Origin of the sequence: Promicromonospora panici, assembly GCF_900608595.1 — a bacterium.
In the GTDB taxonomy this organism is placed as follows: Bacteria; Actinomycetota; Actinomycetes; order Actinomycetales; family Cellulomonadaceae; genus Promicromonospora; species Promicromonospora panici.
The window spans coordinates 1-17,952 of the sequence record NZ_UWYY01000011.1 but is presented as its reverse complement, the minus strand read 5'-3'; the positions used below and the strand labels follow the sequence as shown (position 1 = coordinate 17,952).

At 69.6% G+C, this 17,952-nt stretch carries 13 protein-coding genes; 10 read left to right on the top strand and 3 right to left on the bottom strand.

Translation table 11 applies throughout. The annotated features are described in order from the left end of the window. The first annotated feature begins 2 nt into the window (after positions 1–2). Complete coding sequence (locus EW117_RS13975; protein WP_129787338.1) at positions 3–953, top strand: ribose-phosphate diphosphokinase; 951 nt, start codon at positions 3–5, stop codon at positions 951–953. Here EW117_RS13975 and EW117_RS13970 read toward each other — a convergent pair whose 3' ends face one another. Further along, positions 954–2,390, bottom strand: a complete 1,437-nt coding sequence (locus EW117_RS13970) for a CCA tRNA nucleotidyltransferase (protein WP_129787337.1) — start codon at positions 2,388–2,390, stop codon at positions 954–956. A gap of 224 nt (positions 2,391–2,614) precedes the next feature. On the opposite strand from EW117_RS13970, the gene EW117_RS13965 reads away from it, so the two are divergent. The 8 genes from EW117_RS13965 (at position 2,615) to EW117_RS13930 (ending at position 13,594) form a co-directional block, all read left to right on the top strand. Then, positions 2,615–3,166, top strand: coding sequence for an NUDIX hydrolase (locus tag EW117_RS13965; protein ID WP_129787336.1), 552 nt, complete (start codon positions 2,615–2,617; stop codon positions 3,164–3,166). Continuing rightward, entirely contained in the window at positions 3,163–5,406 is a 2,244-nt protein-coding gene (locus tag EW117_RS13960; RefSeq protein ID WP_129787335.1) for a DUF6049 family protein, read from the top strand. The genes EW117_RS13965 and EW117_RS13960 overlap by 4 nt, the downstream gene beginning before the upstream one ends. A gap of 85 nt (positions 5,407–5,491) precedes the next feature. Next, the gene (gene murJ / locus EW117_RS13955; protein WP_129787334.1) at positions 5,492–7,219 is read left to right on the top strand and encodes a murein biosynthesis integral membrane protein MurJ; all 1,728 of its coding nucleotides are present in this window, start codon (positions 5,492–5,494) and stop codon (positions 7,217–7,219) included. A 200-nt stretch (positions 7,220–7,419) separates the two neighbouring features. Beyond that, entirely contained in the window at positions 7,420–9,282 is a 1,863-nt protein-coding gene (locus EW117_RS13950; protein ID WP_129787333.1) for a protein kinase family protein, read from the top strand. Between the two features lie 259 nt (positions 9,283–9,541). Continuing rightward, positions 9,542–10,537, top strand: a complete 996-nt coding sequence (gene trxB, locus EW117_RS13945; RefSeq protein ID WP_242504288.1) for a thioredoxin-disulfide reductase — start codon at positions 9,542–9,544, stop codon at positions 10,535–10,537. A 69-nt stretch (positions 10,538–10,606) separates the two neighbouring features. After that, positions 10,607–10,933, top strand: coding sequence for a thioredoxin (trxA, locus tag EW117_RS13940; RefSeq protein WP_129787331.1), 327 nt, complete (start codon positions 10,607–10,609; stop codon positions 10,931–10,933). 215 nt (positions 10,934–11,148) lie between these two features. After that, entirely contained in the window at positions 11,149–12,459 is a 1,311-nt protein-coding gene (locus tag EW117_RS13935) for an aminotransferase class I/II-fold pyridoxal phosphate-dependent enzyme (protein WP_129787330.1), read from the top strand. A gap of 97 nt (positions 12,460–12,556) precedes the next feature. After that, entirely contained in the window at positions 12,557–13,594 is a 1,038-nt protein-coding gene (locus EW117_RS13930) for a D-alanine--D-alanine ligase family protein (RefSeq protein WP_129787329.1), read from the top strand. Positions 13,595–13,716: 122 nt separating this feature from the next. Here EW117_RS13930 and EW117_RS13925 read toward each other — a convergent pair whose 3' ends face one another. Then, on the bottom strand, positions 13,717–14,991 hold the full coding sequence (locus EW117_RS13925; protein WP_129787328.1) for a ParB/RepB/Spo0J family partition protein: 1,275 nt from the start codon (positions 14,989–14,991) through the stop codon (positions 13,717–13,719). Between the two features lie 97 nt (positions 14,992–15,088). Then, positions 15,089–16,297, bottom strand: coding sequence for an AAA family ATPase (locus EW117_RS13920; protein WP_422890933.1), 1,209 nt, complete (start codon positions 16,295–16,297; stop codon positions 15,089–15,091). A 619-nt stretch (positions 16,298–16,916) separates the two neighbouring features. Between EW117_RS13920 and EW117_RS29445 the strand changes: the two genes are divergently transcribed. Beyond that, entirely contained in the window at positions 16,917–17,084 is a 168-nt protein-coding gene (locus EW117_RS29445) for a hypothetical protein (protein WP_165362689.1), read from the top strand. Positions 17,085–17,952: the final 868 nt, after the last annotated feature.

Here is a 17,952-nt window from a genome sequence, read left to right as displayed (position 1 = left end):
CCATGGCCGAGGTGCGGGTCTTTGCTGGTACCGGAGGTCAGCGCTTCGCTTACGAGATGTGCGCTGATCTCGACGTACCGCTGAGCCCGATCTCCATCCAGCGCTTCGCGAACGACTGCCTGCAGGTCCAGCTCCTGGAGAACTGCCGCGAACGCGACGTCTACCTCGTGCAGTCCGTGGTGCGGCCCGCGCAGGAGAGCCTGATGGAGCTCCTGCTGATGATCGACGCCGCCAAGGGCGCGTCGGCGGCGCGGATTACCGCCGTCATGCCGCACTTCGCGTACGCGCGCTCGGACAAGAAGGACGCGCCGCGGATCTCGCTCGGCGGCCGGCTCGTCGCGGACCTGCTGGAGACGGCGGGCGTGAACCGCATCCTGACGATGACGCTGCACGCTCCGCAGGTGCACTCGTTCTTCCGGGTGCCGACCGATCAGCTCAATGCGCTGCGGGAGCTGGCCGCGCACTTCCTGCCGAGCGACCTCTCCAAGGCCACGGTGGTCTCCCCCGATCTCGGCAACGCGAAGAGCGCGTCGGCGTTCGCCAAGATGCTGGGTATCCCGGTCGCGGCGGCCGCGAAGGAGCGGTTCGACGGCGACCGGGTCGAGATCACGTCGCTGATCGGGGACGTGACGGGCCGCGACATCATCGTGCTCGACGACGAGATCGCCAACGGGTCCACGATCATCGCCATCCTCGACCTGCTCCGCGAGCACGGCGCGCGCACCGTGCGGATCGCCTGCACGCACGGCATCTTCGCCAACGACTCAGCGCACCGCATCGCGGCCGACCCGGACGTGGTCGAGATCGTCACGACCAACACGGTGCCGACGACCGGGCTGCTGTCGCACGACAAGCTGACGGTCATCAGCGTCGCGCCGGCGTTCGCGGAGGCGGTGCGCCGTATCCACAGCGGCGAGTCGGTCAGCGCGCTCTTCGACCCGACCCACGTCTGACTACCGGTCGGCCCACCACTTCCTCAGTTCTTCCGTGGCAGCTTCCTCGCCCAGCGGGCCCCGTTCCATGCGCAGGCTCAGCAGGTACTTGTAGGCCTCACCGACCTCGCGCGACGGCGAGATCCCGAGGATCGCCATGATCTGCGTGCCGTCGAGGTCCGGCCGGATCGCGTCGATCTCCTCCTGCTCGCGCAGTGTGGCGATCCGGTTCTCCAGGTCGGTGTACGCGTCGGACAGCCGCTTGGCCTTGCGCTTGTTGCGCGTCGTCGAGTCGGCGCGGGTGAGCCGGTGCAGCCGCTCGAGGAGCGGGCCGGCATCGGTGACGTACCGGCGGACGGCGGAGTCCGTCCACACACCGTCGCCGTAGCCGTGGAACCGCAGGTGCAGCTCCACCAGCCGGGACACGTCCTTGACCACCTGCTTCTCGAATTTGAGCGCCCTGAGCCGCTTGGCGGTGAGCTTGGCCCCGACGACCTCGTGGTGGTGGAAGCTCACGCCGCCACCGGGCTCGAAGCGGCGCGTGGCCGGCTTGCCGATGTCGTGCAGCAGCGAGGCGAGCCGTAGCACCAGGTCCGGGGCGGGCACGGCGCCGTCGGGCCCTGTCTCCTGGGCGATGGCCTGCTCCAGCACGGTGAGCGAGTGCTGGTAGACGTCCTTGTGCCGGTGGTGCTCGTCGATCTCGAGCTGCAGCGCGGGCAGCTCGGGCAGCACCTGCTCGGCTAGTCCGGTGTCGACCAGTACCTCGAGGCCGGCGCGAGGGTTGCCGCTCAGGAGCAACTTGGTGATCTCCGCCTGCACCCGTTCGGCCGACACGATCTGGATCCGCTCGGCCATGGCGACCAGCGCGGCGAGGGTCCCCGGTTCCACGTGAAACGACAGCTGGGCGGCGAACCGGGCGGCGCGCATCATGCGCAGCGGGTCGTCGTCGAACGAGCGCTCGGGCGCGATCGGCGTGCGCAACACCTTGGCCGCGAGGTCGCTCAGGCCGTTGAACGGGTCGACGAAGGTCAGGTCTGGCACCCGAACCGCCATCGCGTTCACGGTGAAGTCCCGGCGTGACAGGTCGCCGTCGAGCGTGTCCCCGAACTCGACGAGCGGCTTGCGGGACGCCGAGTCGTACTTGTCGGTCCGGTACGTCGTCACCTCGACGACGACGTCGCCCCGCCGCGCCCCGATGGTGCCGAACTCCTTGCCGATGTCCCAGTTCGCGTCGCCCCAGCGCGCGAGGATCTTCTGCGTCTGGCTCGGCGACGCCGATGTCGCGAAGTCGAGGTCGTTGCTCGTACGGCCGAGGAACGCGTCCCGGACCGGGCCGCCGACCAGCGACAGCTCGTGCCCCGCGGCACGAAACTGCTCGCCCAGCTCGAGCGCGCTGGGCGCCATCTCGGTCAGCACGCCCAGCGCGCGCCGCAACAGATCCTGCTCAGGGGTAGACACAGCCGCCCATTCTCCCAGACCGCTCACATGTTGACAGCACGTTGACCGCCACAGACGGCCCTCCGACGAATGAAACCGAACCCTGCCCGAAACCGCCCGACCCCCTGACCAGACCAACGGTGCTCAGTCGGTAGTGTTGGGGCATGTCCACCCCTGTTCCGGCGAGCGACCGTCCTGACGGTCGGCCGGAGGTGCCAACGCCACCCGGCGGAGCGCCTTTGCGGGTGAATCCTGCCCGGCGCGCCGCGACGACCGCCCCGGCCCACCTCCCCATCGTGGACGAGACGTCCGCCGGCGGCCTGGTGCTGCGGTCCGGGCCGGAGAGCCCCGAGGACTTCAGTGCTGCGGTGCTCCTGCGGCGAAACCGCACAGGTCGGCTGGAGTGGTGCCTGCCCAAGGGTCACCTCGAGGGGCGCGAGACGCCGCAGGAAGCGGCGATCCGCGAGATCCGCGAGGAGACCGGGATCCGTGGCTCCATCCAGGCGGAGCTGGGCGTGATCGACTACTGGTTCACCGGTGAGGACCGGCGAGTCCACAAGGTGGTGCACCATTACCTCTTGCGCGCGGAGGGCGGTCGCCTGACCGTGGAGAACGATCCGGACGGCGAAGCCGAGGACGCTCTCTGGGTCAGGATCGACGAGCTCGCCGAACGCCTGTCGTACCCGAACGAGCAGCGACTGGCCGCTGCCGCCCTGGACCTCCTCGAGTCCTCGAGGAACCTCCGGGACGCGCTGCGCGCCGACGCCTTCCCCACGGAGCGCCCCGACCTGCCATGACGCAGCACCCCGACTTCTCCCGCAGTCCCGCTCGCCACCGGGTGGCCCGCCGCACCGGCAAGATCAGCGCCGTGCTCCTGGCGGTCGTGGCGCTCGTCGGGTCGACAGTCCTCCCGGCGTCCGCCACCGGCCCGACGGCGGATCGCGCCACGGCCGGCACGACCGTCGCCGGCAGCCTCCCCGCGACGACGTCCGCACAGGGACCGGTGAAGGTCTCCGTCGTCGCCGTCTCCCACCCGATCGCGAAGCCCGGCGACGAGGTGACCATCAGGGCGAAGGTCACCAACACGACCGACGCCCCGGTGACCGACGCCGTGGCGCAGATGAGCGTCGACTACGAGGCGCTCACGTCGCGCTCGGAGATCGCCGAGTGGTCGACGGCCGACCTGCTCGAACCGGCCAGGGGGGTGCCGGAGCAGAAGTCGATCCCGGACCTGGCACCCGGCGCCTCCACGAACGTCACCTTCACCTACGACCCAGGGGCCCAGACGCTGCGGGGCTTCGGCGCACGCCGGCTCGCGATCGCCGTCGACGGCGCCACGGGCCGCCTCGGCGTCGCCCGCTCGTTCCTCATGTACGACGCCGACGGCCTGGAGCGTGAGCCCATGAAGCTCAGCGTCCTGGCCGCGGTGACCAGCCCGCCCACCGATCCCGCCGACCCGAGCACCGCGGAGATCGCGCTGGCACAGCGCACCGCCACGGGCCAGCGGCTGGACGGCGTCCTGCAGGTCGCGGAGCAGACCAACCTGTCGCTGGCGATCGACCCGGACGTCATGGGTATCGCCGCCACGTCGGACGACGCGTCCCTCAAGGAGTGGTCCGAGCGCATGCTGACCGCGGCCGAGAAGACCGCGACCTACGCGCTTCCCGACCATGACCCCGACCTCGCCGCCCTCGCGCACGCCAATGTGCGCACCACCGGGCCGCGCAGCTTCCTCCAGGCACCCCGCACGGCCAACTGGGAGGTGCCGGAGAGCTGGAGCTCGAACCTGGCCTGGCCTGCGGACGGCATAGTGCCCGACCTCCAGACCCTCGACCTCGCGGTCGACGCCGATCGCCCGAACATCGTGGTCGGCAGCGGCGGGCTGGGATACGAGGGTGCCGGCACGGTGACGGGCCGGGCGGACGTCAACACCCCGTCGGGGACCGCGCGCGCGGTCGTGACCGACACGATCCTCACCGGGGCCTTCCTCTCGGCGACCGACCTGTCGGGCGCCGAGACCGCCTCCTCCACCGAGAGCAGCACCGACACGTCGGTCACGACCAGCACCACGACGGCCGAGGGCACGCAGCGCCTCCTGGCCGAGACGGCCGCCGTCGTGAACCAGACGCCGTTCGACCCGCCGAGCCTGTCGATCGTTGCGCCGCGCACCTGGACGCCCGACGCCGAGGCAGCGTCCACGATCCTCAAGGAGCTCGACGACGCCGACTGGGTCGACACCACGACCCTGAACACGCTGCTCCTGCAGGACGCGCAGGAGGTGCCCCGCATTCCACTCCCGAACCATCGGGCGTCCAAGGCCGAGGTCGGCGCGGCTCAGGTGGCGGAGCTCGAGCGGGCGCGCGACGCCGTCGTCACGTTCTCGTCGGTCGCCACCGAGAACCCCGGCCGGATCTGGCGGCCGGGCGTCTCGCGCCTGGTCGCTCCGCTCGCCGTCGCGCACCGCAGCGATCCAGGCCTCCGGGAGGTGTTCGTGCGGCAAGCCCTGCGCTCGTCGAAGAACCTCACGCAGAAGTCCGTGACGGTCGTCCCGCGCCAGGACATCAACTTCATCACCGACGTCGGCAACATCCCGGTGCGCGTGCGCAACGGGCTCGACGTGGACGCGACCGTCACGGTGGTGCTGCGCCCCGATCATCCGCGGCTCACCGTCGACGACCGCAGCACGGAGACCATCCCCGCCGGGCAGGATATGGACGTGCAGGTACCGGTCCGCGCCATCGGCTCCGGCGACGTCGAGGTGACCGCGCAGGTCCTGACCCCGACCGGTGCCAAGATCAGCGACGACTCGTCGTTCCAGGTCCGCGTCCGCGCGGGCTGGGAAGAGGTCGGCACCTGGATCGCCGCGGGCCTCGTGGCGCTCCTGTTCCTGTCCGGCATCTGGCGCACCGTGCGTCGTGGGCGCTCGCCGTACCGCGCCACCCGCGAGGACGTCGAGGAGGCGACAGGGACGGCCGCCGAGCCCCCGGAGACCGCGCCCGCGGCGGCCGAGGAATCCGTGCCCGTCCGGGCAGAGTAGTGTTTCGGCCGCCGCACAATGTCGGCCGAACAACACCGGGCAAGGCCCAGACCACGGGAGTAGTCGCTTGACCCAGGAGAAGACCGTGACCGCAGCAGCCGACCCAGCGTCGGACCCCAGCCTCGAGGGCGCGAGCGGCACGGGCACGCCCGCCACACCGCCGTCGTCCCGGGGTCTCGGCCGCAACTCGATAGTGATGGCGGCCGGCACCGCGGCCTCCCGCCTCGGCGGCCTGGTCCGCAACATGATGCTGGTGGCCGCCATCGGCTCGTTCGGCAGCGTCGCGATCGCGTTCGACGTCGCGAACAAGCTGCCCAACGTGCTGTTCGCGATCCTCGCCGGCGGTGCGCTGAACGCCGTCCTGGTGCCGCAGATCGTGAAGGCGTTCCGCGCGCACAACGCGCAGGAGCGGATCGACAAGCTGCTCACGGTCTCCGCCGTCGGCATCCTCGCCATCACCGCGATCCTCACGGGCGCGTCGGCGTGGGTGGTGATGCTCTACACGGACGGCTGGAGCGCCGAGGAGCTCGCCCTCGGCACCATCTTCGCCTACTGGTGCATCCCCCAGCTGTTCTTCTACGGCCTGTACACGCTGTTGGGCCAGGTGCTGAACGCGCGCGAGCAGTTCGGGCCGTTCATGTGGGCGCCGGTGGCCAACAATGTGGTCTCGGTCATCGGGTTCGGCATCTTCCTCATCGTGTTCGGCACCGCGCCCGAGCTCGGCATCAACGACCTGTCCCAGTGGGACACGCCGCGCACCATCCTGCTGGCAGGCACGGCCACCCTCGGCATCGCCGCACAGGCCCTGGTGCTGCTGGTCCCGCTGCTGCGCTCGGGCTTCCGCTGGCGCTTCCGGCTCGGGTTGCGCGGCATCGGTCTGCGCGCTGCCGGGTCGGTGGCCCTGTGGACGTTCGCCGCGGTGGTCCTGGAACAGGCCGGCATCCTCTACCTGACCCGGGTGGCGTCCGAGGCGGGCGCGGCGAGCACTGAGCTTGAGGCAGTCGCCGGTAACGGCTCGTACACACAGGCACTCCTCATCTACCTGCTGCCGCACTCGCTGGTCACGGTCTCCATCGCGACGGCCCTGTTCACGGGCATCAGCAAGGCCGCCCAGGACGGCGACACCGACCGCGTCCGCGACGACCTCTCCCTGGGCCTGCGCACCATCGGGGTCTTCACGGTGTTCGCCACCGCCGCGCTCACCGTGCTGGCCGCACCGGCCACGGCTTTCATCGTCCCGACGGCGGGCGAGGAGGGCACCGCCCTGATCGCCCCCGTGCTGATCGCCCTCTCGTTCGGCCTGGTACCGCTCGGTGCGATGGCCCTCATGAAGTGGGTCTACTACGCGTATGAGGACGGCCGCTCGGTCTTCTGGATCACCGTTCCGTCCACGTCCATGCTGGTGATCGGGCTTGTCGCGGCGCAGATCTGGCTGCCGATCGGGATGTGGGTGGTCGCCGCGGGTGGCGCCTACGCCCTCTCGAACTGGGTCACGGTGCTCCTGCGCACGCGCGGCCTGCGCACCAAGCTCGGCGGGCGGCTCGACGGTGGCCGCGTCCTCCTCCTGCACGCCAAGGCGCTCCTCGCCGCCGTGCTCTCCGGTCTCGCCGGGTGGGGCGTCTACCAGCTCGTCGGCGGGTTCGACGTGCTGTCGTTCGGCCGCGGCTGGGTGCTCACCATGCTCAGCGGCCTGTGGGTGTCGGCGCTCTGCGGCCTGGTCATGCTCCTCGTCTACGTGGTGCTGCTTCGTCTGCTGCGGGTCAAGGAGCTCGACCGGCTGCTCAGCCCCGTGCTGTCGCGTTTCAAGCGCTGACCCCGCTCGATCGCCGCACCGAAGGTGTCGCCGTGACGAACGCGTCACCGTGACGAGAGCGCAGATCACTGATCTGCGCTTTCGTTGCGTTCAGGCGACATTTCGGCGGGTTGTCAGCGGTTCCGCGTAGCATGGCGACGGTGCCTGACCCCCGTGGTCACGCACCTGCTACTGTCCCCCGAGCGAGCGAGGAGGTCCGCGTGAGCACCGTCGAGCCAGGCACCGTGCTGGTCGAGAGATACAGGCTTGGCCAGCAGTCGTCGACCGACCTTGCCGCGGCAACCGCTTGGGAGGCGCACGACCTGATCCTGGACCGCGAGGTCCGCGTCACCCTCGTGACCGGCCCGTACGCGGGCGATGCCCTCGACTCCGCCCGCCGCGCGGCGCTCGTGACGGACCCCCGGCTCGTCCGCGTGCTCGACGCCGGGTCCGACTCCGACAACCGCAAGTACGTCGTCACCGAACCGCACACCGGCACTACGCTGACCGAGATCGTCTCGAGCGGCCTGGTGGACGAGCAGCAGGCCCGGGCGATCGTCGGCGAGGCGGCAGCCGCCCTCTCCGTCGCGCATGCCCGCGGTGTGCACCACACCGCGCTGCGCCCGGAGGCAGTGCGGGTCGACGGCCATCAGGTCCGCCTCACGGGCCTCGGTCTCGACGGCGGCCTCGCCTCAGGCGATACCCTCAACGGCAAGCCCGCGCAGCTCGACGCCCAGGGTCTGGTGGCTCTTCTCTACTACGCGATGACGGCGCGCTGGCCCGGCCAGGACCTCGAGGCCGACTGGATCGCGAAGGACACACTGATCCCGCTGCCCGCGCAGCTCGACGCTTCCGGCGCAGTAGCGCCGCTGTCCACGCTGGTTCCCCACGTGGACACCACCATCGATGCCCTGGTCGGCCGGACGTTCAACGCGTCCGGCGGCACCGACGGACCGATGAACCCCGACGACGTGACCACGGCCCTGGCGCCGTGGGGAGAGGTTTCCGTAGTGGCATCGCTGCCTGGATTTGTGCAGCCCGAGCCGGAGGGTCCGCGACGACAGTCGATCGCGGACGCTTTCAGCGGCGAGGGAGCACCGCCCGTGCGGCGCCCCGTCTCCGGCCGGATCGCACGCACTGACGAGACAATCGCGACGGGGGCGGGCGCCGTGCCCGCCGGCTACCCGGAGCCGCAGAACGAGTACACCTACGAGCCGCAGGCCTACGGACAGCATGCCCCGGTGCCGCCGCCTCCCCCGGAGGCCGCACCGCAGGGCTACGACCAGTTCGGCCAGCCCCTCGTTCCGGCCCAGCCGGGGTACGACCAGGCACAGTACGCCCCCGAGGGCGCGCCGCAGCAGTACCCACCGCAGTTCGCTCCCGGCGGTTACGACCCCAACGGCGGCTACTACGAGCAGGACGGCGGTTTCGCCACCCAGCCCGCACCCAAGCGAGGCGGCGTGAACCCGACGCCGATCGTGCTCGGCCTCGTCGGCGTCGCCGTCGTGGCCGGCCTGATCTGGGCGATCAACGCCGTGCTCTCGCCGCCCCCCGAGCTGATCGCCGACGCGAGCCCGACGCCTACGGTGTCCGCCTCCGCGACCGGCGCGGGCGAGGAGGGCGAGGGCAGCGCCGAGCCGTCCCCGCCCGCACAGACGGAAGCACGTCCGCTGATCGACTCGGCGGCCTTGCTGGGCACGCTCGAGTGGGAGGGTCAGACCATCGACCACCCCGAGGCGGTCGAGCGCGCTTTCGACGCCGATCCCCAGTCCTTCTACTTCACGACCACCTACCAGCAGGCGGCGTTCGGCGGGTTCAAGGACTCGCTGGGGATGGAGCTGAAGCTCCGCGAGCCGGCCTCGGTCACCAAGGTGGAGCTGCTCACCAACACGCCTGGTGGCAAGGTGCAGATCCTCAAGGGCGGCGCGGGCGGCGAGGTGCTCGCTGAAGGCACCTTCGCGGACACCACGACGTTCGACCTGACCGAGCCGGTGGAGAGCGACTCGTTCACCATCTGGATCACCGAGCTGCCGCAGGTCTCTGACGGTTTCCGCCTGGAACTGAACGAGGTAGTCCTCAGCTAACCCACCCTGGGGGTATGAGTAGGGCGCGAAGTCGCCCGAATGCTGCGCGGGAGCATCTGTCCCGGAGTGGAGGGCGCCCTGCCGCCCGTGAACGCTCCCGCGCAAGCGTTCGGGCGACTTCGCGCTCTACTCATGCCCCCGCCACTCCCCATGCATCGAAATCTGTCGATATTGTGTGGCGCGACTCACGCCCACGATGGGGCCATGGACGCCATCGGCTGGAACACTGGGACCCGCTCGCGTGTTGTTGCGTGTGCCCATGGAACTCGAGGAGACCGCCTTGACCGAACAGACCACCGCTCCGGCTGCCGGGAACACCGACACCCCCGTGCTCGACGTCGTGATCGTGGGGTCCGGCCCCGCGGGATATACCGCAGCCGTCTACGCGGCGCGGGCAGGCTTCGCCCCGGTCGTCATCGCTGGCTCGGTCACCGCTGGTGGCGCCCTGATGAACACCACCGAGGTGGAGAACTTCCCCGGTTTCCCCGCCGGAATCCAGGGACCGGACCTGATGGATGCCATGCGCGAGCAGGCGGAGAGGTTCGGCGCCCAGGTCATCTGGGACGACGCCGAGCAGGTCGAGCTCACGGGCGACATCAAGACCATCGTGACGGGCGGCGGCGACACCTACCGGGCCCGCTCGGTGATCCTGGCTACCGGCTCGGCCTACCGCGAGCTGGGGCTCCCCGACGAGAAGCGCCTCTCGGGGCGCGGTGTCTCGTGGTGCGCCACCTGCGACGGGTTCTTCTTCCGCGACCAGGACATCGCTGTCGTCGGCGGCGGCGACTCCGCGATGGAGGAGGCCACCTTCCTCACGCGGTTCGCGTCCAAGGTGACCGTGGTGCACCGCCGCGATGACCTGCGCGCCTCGAAGATCATGGCCGAGCGCGCCATCGCGGACCCGAAGATCGAGTTCGCGTGGAACAGCGAGGTCGCGGGTATCAACGGCGACAGCAAGGTCGCGGGCATCAGCCTGCGCGACACCGTCACGGGCGAGGTGCGGGACCTGGACGCGACCGGTCTGTTCGTCGCGATCGGCCACGAGCCCCGCACCGACCTGGTCAAGGGCCAGGTCGACCTGGACGAGAACGGCTACATCGTCGTCGAGGGCCGCAGCACTCGCACCAACCTTCCCGGCGTCTTTGCTTGCGGCGACGCCGTCGACCACACCTACCGCCAGGCGATCACGGCCGCCGGCTCGGGCTGCTCCGCGGCGCTCGACGCGCAGGCGTTCCTGGACTCGCTGAACGACTGATCTCTCGGCCGGCTCCAACCGGCCCCGCCCCATTCGGCCCCCACGGGACCACGAACAAGGAGATGCTGAATGAGCACCATCAAGGTCACCGACGACACCTTCAAGACCGAGGTCCTCGACTCTGACATCCCTGTCTTTGTCGATTTCTGGGCCACGTGGTGCGGGCCGTGCCGCATGGTGGCGCCGATCCTCGAAGAGCTGTCCGACGAGTACGAGGGCAAGATCAAGATCGTCAAGCTCGACACGGACGAGAACCGCCAGACGGCCATGGACTACGGCATCGTGTCGATCCCGACGCTCAACGTCTACAAGGGCGGCGAGGTCGTGAAGTCGATCATCGGTGCCCGCCCCAAGCGCGCGCTGACCGCCGAGATCGACGAGGTCCTCGAGAGCTGACCACAGCTCGCGCTGCTCGGCAGAGCGCGTGTCCCGTTCCACCTGGTTCCGGCCAGGCCCGGTGCGGGACACGCGCTCTTCTGCGTCGGGCGGGTTCTGCTGTGTCGTAGCCGGGTCGGTATCCGGGCTCGAACCGGGTCCCAGCCGCGTAATCTCACCGTTTCGCCACGAACGGACACTGGGCCGCACACCACCCACATGCGAGACTGGGGCGCGTGAACGAGCTTCCCGAGACTCCCGGTAACCGCCTCGACCCGTGGTTCGGTTCGTACGCGGCGCGAGCGCACGGCATGCGCGCCTCCGAGATCCGGGCACTCTTCGCCGTGGCGAACCGCCCCGAGGTTGTATCTCTCGCGGGCGGTATGCCGTACCTCGAGGGCCTCCCCCTGGACGTCATCGCCGAGACGATGCAACGACTCATCGCCACCAAGGGCACGACGGCTCTCCAGTACGGCTCGGGCCAGGGCGAGGAGGTTCTGCGCGAACACATCACGCAGGTCGTCGCCCTCGAAGGTGTCTCCGCCCATCCTGACGACGTGGTGGTCACCACCGGTTCACAGTCCGCGCTCGACCTCGTGACCCGCATCTTCGTCGACCCGGGCGACGTCGTGATCGCCGAGGCGCCGTCGTACGTCGGGGCGCTTGGCGTCTTCCGCTCCTACCAGGCCGACGTCGTCCAGGTTCCGCTCGACGCCGACGGCCTGGTGCCGGCCGAGCTCGATGCGACGCTCACCCGCCTCGCTGCCGAGGGACGCCGGGTAAAGTTCCTCTATACGGTCCCGAACTTCCAGAACCCCGCGGGCGTCTCGCTGTCCGCCGAGCGCCGCCCGCAGGTGCTGGAGATCTGCCGGCGGCACGGCGTCCTCGTCGTGGAGGACAACCCCTACGGCCTTCTCGGGTTCGACGGCGAGCCGATGCCCGCCCTGCGTTCCTACGACACGGACGGCGTGCTGTACCTGGGCTCGTTCTCCAAGACGTTCGCCCCCGGCTACCGCGTCGGGTTCGTGATCGCACCGCATGCCGTGCGCGACAAGCTCGTCCTCGCAAGTGAGTCGGCTGTCCTGTCGCCGTCGAACGCCTCGCAGCTCGCCGTGGCGACCTACCTCGACACGTGCGACTGGAAGGCGCAGATCAAGGACTACCGCGAGCTCTACCGGGAGCGTCGTGACGCTCTGGTAGGGGCGCTCGGCGAGCACCTTCCCAGCGCGTCGTGGAACGTGCCCAAAGGCGGGTTCTTCGTGTGGGTGCGGCTCCCTGATGGGCTCGACGCTCGCGCCATGCTCCCCCGCGCGGTCACCGCGCGCGTCGCGTACGTCCCAGGCACCGCCTTCTACTACGACGGCAGCGGCTCCGACCATATGCGGCTGTCCTTCTGCTTTCCCACGCCGGACCGGATCCGCGAGGGCGTACGCCGACTCGCCGGCGTCGTGAACGGCGAGTCCGAGCTGGTGCAGATCTTCGGCACGTCGGCGCAGCTGGACCCCGATGCGGACGACGTCGAGGGCCCCGCACCCGACCTGGCCTGATCCGCCATCCCCTGTCAGACGTACAGATCACGCGGGTGACCTGTACGTCTGACACGATGGCGGCTGACCCCTTGATCCCGACCGAGTGAGTCCCTCGATGACCAGTTCCGCCCCCGCCCCGTCCGCACCGGCGCCGTCCGGCGACCCCGCGGACTCTTCCTTCGGCCCCGCCGGGTCCGACGCCACGGACGGTGGTCCGCTGGTCGTCGTCCTCTCCGGTGGGCTCTCCCACGAACGGGACGTGTCGCTCCGGTCGGGGCGCCGAGTCGCCGAGGCCTTGCGGTCCACCGGTATCGAGGTGATCGTGCACGACGTCGACGCGGATCTCCTGACGTTCCTGCGCGACACGCGGCCCGACGTCGTCTGGCCGCTGCTGCACGGGGCCTCGGGCGAGGACGGTTCGGTGCGCGATGTGCTCGACATGGTCGGGCTGCCGTACGTAGGCACCGGTCCGCGTGCCAGCCGCGTCGTGTGGAACAAGCCGATCTCCAAGGCCGCCCTGCTCGAGGCGGGCCTCGCGACTCCCGACTATGTGACGCTCCCCCAGAGCCTCTTCAGGGACCTCGGCGCGCAGCCCGTGCTCGACACGATCGTGCGGCGCCTAGGACTCCCCCTGGTGGTCAAGCCGACCGAGGGCGGCTCCGCGCTCGGGGTCACGGTGGTGGCTCGTGCCGGAGACCTGCCCCGCGCGATGGTCGAATGCTTCGCCTACGGCGAGACCGCCCTCATCGAGCAGGCGATCGACGGTGTCGAGCTCGCGGTCAGCGTGATCGACGGGCCTGACGGACCCGAGGCGCTTCCCGCGGTCGAGATCGTGGCCGACGGCGGTTACGACTATGCGGCCCGCTACGTCGCCGGGGAGACCGAGTTCTTCGCGCCGGCTCGCCTCACCGCGGAGCAGGCCACCCTGGTGTCCGACGCCGCGATACGCGCCCACCAGGTTCTCCACCTGCGCCACCTGTCGCGCACCGACATGATCCTCGACCGGTCCGGCACGGCCCACATCCTCGAGGTCAATGTCGCGCCGGGCATGACGGAGATGTCGCTCCTGCCGCAGGCGGTGGCAGCGAGCGGCCACGATCTCGCGGCCCTGTACCGCACGATCATCGACATGGCGCTGGCTCCCGTGCGGTAACGCGGCACCGGAACACAGTGAACGGCTCCGGGCCGGCATCCCCCGCTGGGAGGTGCCGGCCCGGAGCCGTGTGTGCTTGTGTGTGTTCGCGAACGTCGCGCCCGGCCGTCGACGCCCGGGCGTCAGCCGTTGGTCGGCGGCTTGAGCAGGCCCCGCTCATCTGGCGCCATGACGTTGAGGATCCGATTGAGATCCTCCACGGAGGCGAACTCGACGGTCATGCGGCCCTTGGTCTTGCCGAGCGCCACCTTGACCCGAGTCTCGAACCGGTCGGAGAGGCGTGTGGCCAGCTCGTCCACCGCCTCGCTGCGCGTTCCGGCCCGCGGGGCCTTGCGGGCCTTTCCGGCGCTGCCGTCCGACTCCGTGAGCATCACGATCTCTTCGGTCGCGCGGACCGAGAGCCCTTCCGACACGATGCGTTGCGCGAGCCGTTCGATCTCCGCGCCGTCGCTCAACCCGAGAAGTGCGCGCGCATGGCCGGCCGACAGCACGCCGGCGGCAACCCGTCGCTGCACCAGCGGAGGCAGACGGAGCAGGCGCAGCGTGTTCGAGATCTGCGGGCGGCTGCGCGCGATCCGGGTGGCGAGCTCCTCGTGCGTGCAGTCGAAATCGTCGAGGAGCTGGCGATATGCCGCGGCTTCCTCGAGCGGGTTCAGGTCTGACCGGTGCAGGTTCTCGAGAAGCGCGTCCCGAAGCATGTCGCCGTCTTCGGTGTCGCGGACGATCGCCGGAATGGTCTCGAGCTCGGCGGCCTGCGTCGCACGCCAGCGCCGCTCACCCATGATGAGCTCGTACTCGCCCGGATGGTCCTTGTCAGGCCGGACGACGATCGGCTGAAGGACGCCGATCTCCTTGATCGAGTCGATCAGCTCATCGAGATCGCCCTCGTCGAAGACGGTGCGCGGCTGCCACGTGTTCGGTCGGATCGAGGTGACCGGCAGCTCGGCGAACCGTGCCCCCGGCACAGGGAGGAGTTCCGGTGTTTCACGTGAAACAGTGTTGGCGTCCGCCTGCTCGCGGCTGAAGAACGTATTGTCCAGCGCCGATGCGCTGCCCCCTTCCGCGGCATCGTTGGCGACCGAGAGTCGCCCGCTCGCGATGGCAGAGTCCCACTTCACGGTGCTGGGACGAGGGCCGTTGTTCTTGACCGTCTTCTTCTCGGCCGGCGACTCGGTGGAGACCGTTCCTACCGGGACGGTGCTTGCCGGCATCCCGTCCGTCTCATCGAGGGCTGGCTCCGGCCGCTCCTCGACCACCGTCGCGACCGAGCCGCCCAGCGCGCCGTCGGCGCCGTCGGACTCGCCGAGTCCTGCCCCCGCCGCCTGCTCCTCCAGCTCAGGACCCGTCGGGATCAGGGCGCCCAGGCCCCGCCCGAGCCCGCGTCGCTTCGCACTCATCGTGTCTCCTCGTCGGTTCCGGTCCGACGCCGAGCGCGGACGGGCTTCGTCTCCATCATCACGGTGCGCACCGCGCGCCGTTCGTCACTGCGGACCATCAGTCCTGCGCTCCGACCGTTTCTGCCTTCATCGCACGCCGTGGGCTTGAACCGCCCTGGCCACGCTCGGCGAGTTCACGGGATGCCTGAAGGTACGCCAGTGCACCTGTCGATGTCGCGTCGTACGTCATCACTGTCTGGCCGTAGCTCGGCGCCTCGGAGATGCGCACCGAACGCGGGATCGTCGTCTTGAACGTCTCGGCCGGGAAGTGCGAGCGCACTTCGCCCGCGACCTGCTGCGCAAGGTTGGTGCGACCGTCATACATGGTCAGCAGAATCGACGAGACGCGCAGTTCCGGGTTGAGGTGCGAGCGAATCAGGTCGATGGTCTTGAGCAGCTGGCTCAGACCCTCGAGTGCGTAGTACTCGCACTGGATAGGGATGAAGACCTCACGGCCCGCGACGAACGCGTTCACCGTCAGGAGCCCGAGGCTCGGCGGGCAATCGATGAGAACGTAATCGATCCGCTCCTCCCCGGCCGCGACACGGTCGGCGAGGTACTTGTCGATCGCCTTACGGAGTCTCGTTTCACGTGAAACGAGCGAGACCAGCTCGATCTCGGATCCCGACAGGTCGATTGTCGCCGGCACTCCCCAGAGGTTCGGGACGTCGGGGCACGGCTGGACGGTGCTCGCCAGCGACTCGCCCTCGACGAGGACCTCGTAGACGGAGGGCGTCCCTGCGCGGTGCTCGATGCCGAGCGCCGTGGATGCGTTCCCCTGCGGGTCGTTGTCGATGACGAGCACGTTGAGGCCGGACTGCGCCAGGCCGGCGGCGACGTTCACGGTCGTCGTCGTCTTGCCGACGCCGCCCTTCTGGTTGGCCACCGTGATGATGCGGGTCTTGGGTGGGCGCGGGAACCGTCGCCCCTGGAGCTCGATACGTCGGCGAGCGTCCATTGCGAGCTCGGCGGCGACTGGAGTCGTATCGTCAACGGCCGGGACGGTTGCGATGAGGGCTGACCGGCGCTCGTCATCGCCACCGTGCGGGCCGCCCGTGGGCTGCTGCGTGCCATTGGGCATCTGCACGGACCCGGACGTTTCACGTGAAACACCGGGAGCGGAGAGGCTCTGCACAGGAATCGGATCCGTCACGCGGACACTGTAATCGCTGGCCACCGCTTCTGGCTCGGACTCCAACCCACTTTCTCCGTCGAAATGTGTGAATTCCGCGTCGACGAACGCCACAGCCTCGTCATCGATGGCCATCGAGGACTGTCCGATGACCGCGGGCGCGGCGTTGACCGCCGCGTCCAGCGCCTCGCTCGCACGCTTGATCGCATCCGCGGGAACCGGGCGGTCTGACGGCAGCTCCTCCATCGAATCGGGATCCTCGCCCGTCGGCGCCGCGGCATCGGTTTCGGCGGCCGGCTCCAACGTCGCTGCTCGAGCGGGTGAGCCCGCCGTCTTGTTAGCGGGAACCGGCTCGACCGGAGCGGAGGCTGGTTCGCCGGCCTCTGACACGGACATGGTCACGGCCTCGATCAGCTGGTTCAACGCGGCGACGTCCTTACCCTGTTGGCCGAGGCGGTCCTGCCCCCAGACCTGGTCGCGAGGGGGGCCGTCAACGATCACTGGCTGTGGAAGGGCCATCTCCTCGGACGAGGGGACGGAGCCTGCCGGCGTCTCTGAGTCGACGGGCGGACCTGCCTCAGCTGATTCCGTCGATCCTGGCGCTGCCAGCGGTCCGGACGTCGGGACCGCACTTCGGAAGGACTCGTCGGTTCGCCCACCGTCGACGTCAGGCTCCTCGGATCGTTCCCCTCGGGGTGCTTCTCGATCCGGATGATTTGCGGGGACCCGTCCGTCCCCCGAGGCATTGGAAGTCTTGGCGGGAACGCCCGAGCTCGACACCGCCAGGTCGGCCTCGGCAGCCGGCTCAGCACCCGAGGTCGAGTTCGCTGCGTCGGTCGCGTCGGCCGACTCGACGTCGTCCCGTTCGATCGCCGTCGCTCCGCTGCTCGAGCTCGCCTCCGACGACGACAGTGCGTCGTAGGGATTGCCATTCTCGTCCGTCCGGATCGGTTCCTCGGTCGGCGCTTCCCCGGACCGATCGGCCGGCTGCCTCGCCGGTGTCGCATCAGTCGCAGGGATCGCGCGATCCGTGAGTACTGCGACGGGCGAACTCGACGTCGCGGTGTCGCCCGTCTCAGTCGCGGCCTCCCCGACGGCGGAGGGCGATTCCGAAGCGGACGAGTCGGGCACTGTTGTGGGGGCAGCCGGTGCTGCAACAGGCGCGGCTGCCGCTACTCGCTTGGACTTTCGTCTGAAGAAGCACACCTGTGTAACGCTACGGTCGAGGGCCTGCTCAGGCGTGCCGAAACGCCGACCCTCGGGCGATCAGATCCGCTCTGGGAGCCCGGGTTGACCAACCCCTCCGATTCGATGATCTCAAGCACCCTTCTACCCGGATCCTTGAGAATCACGACTCCACCGCGCGAGCGCGTTTCACGTGAAACGTGCCGTGCGTCGAGTCTCGTTCCGTAACCGCGGCATCTCCCGCGAACAAGCGGACCCGGGGACGCCCAGTCCGATCGGCGGACGCCGCGCTGAGCGTTGGCCAGGTTCGGCCGACGCCCACCTCCGTCATCCCCAAGGGCGCCTCCAACGTCAGTGCGGAGATCCGTCGTCAGCACCCTTCCCGGGACTTGGCCTCTGGCCTCCGCCGCCGCCTCGGAGGGTGCGCGTGTTCCCGTCGCGCGGTCTCCATAAGCCCTGCCGCCTTCGCTCGGGCGTTTCACGTGAAACGCAGGCACGGATTCTACTTCCGGACGCCGTTCCCGCTGGCACGTCTCCGTCCCCTCCCGGCGCAGGAGAGCATGGCTAGGATCCCGGCGCATCGAGCTGCCGGCATCCCGGCCGGC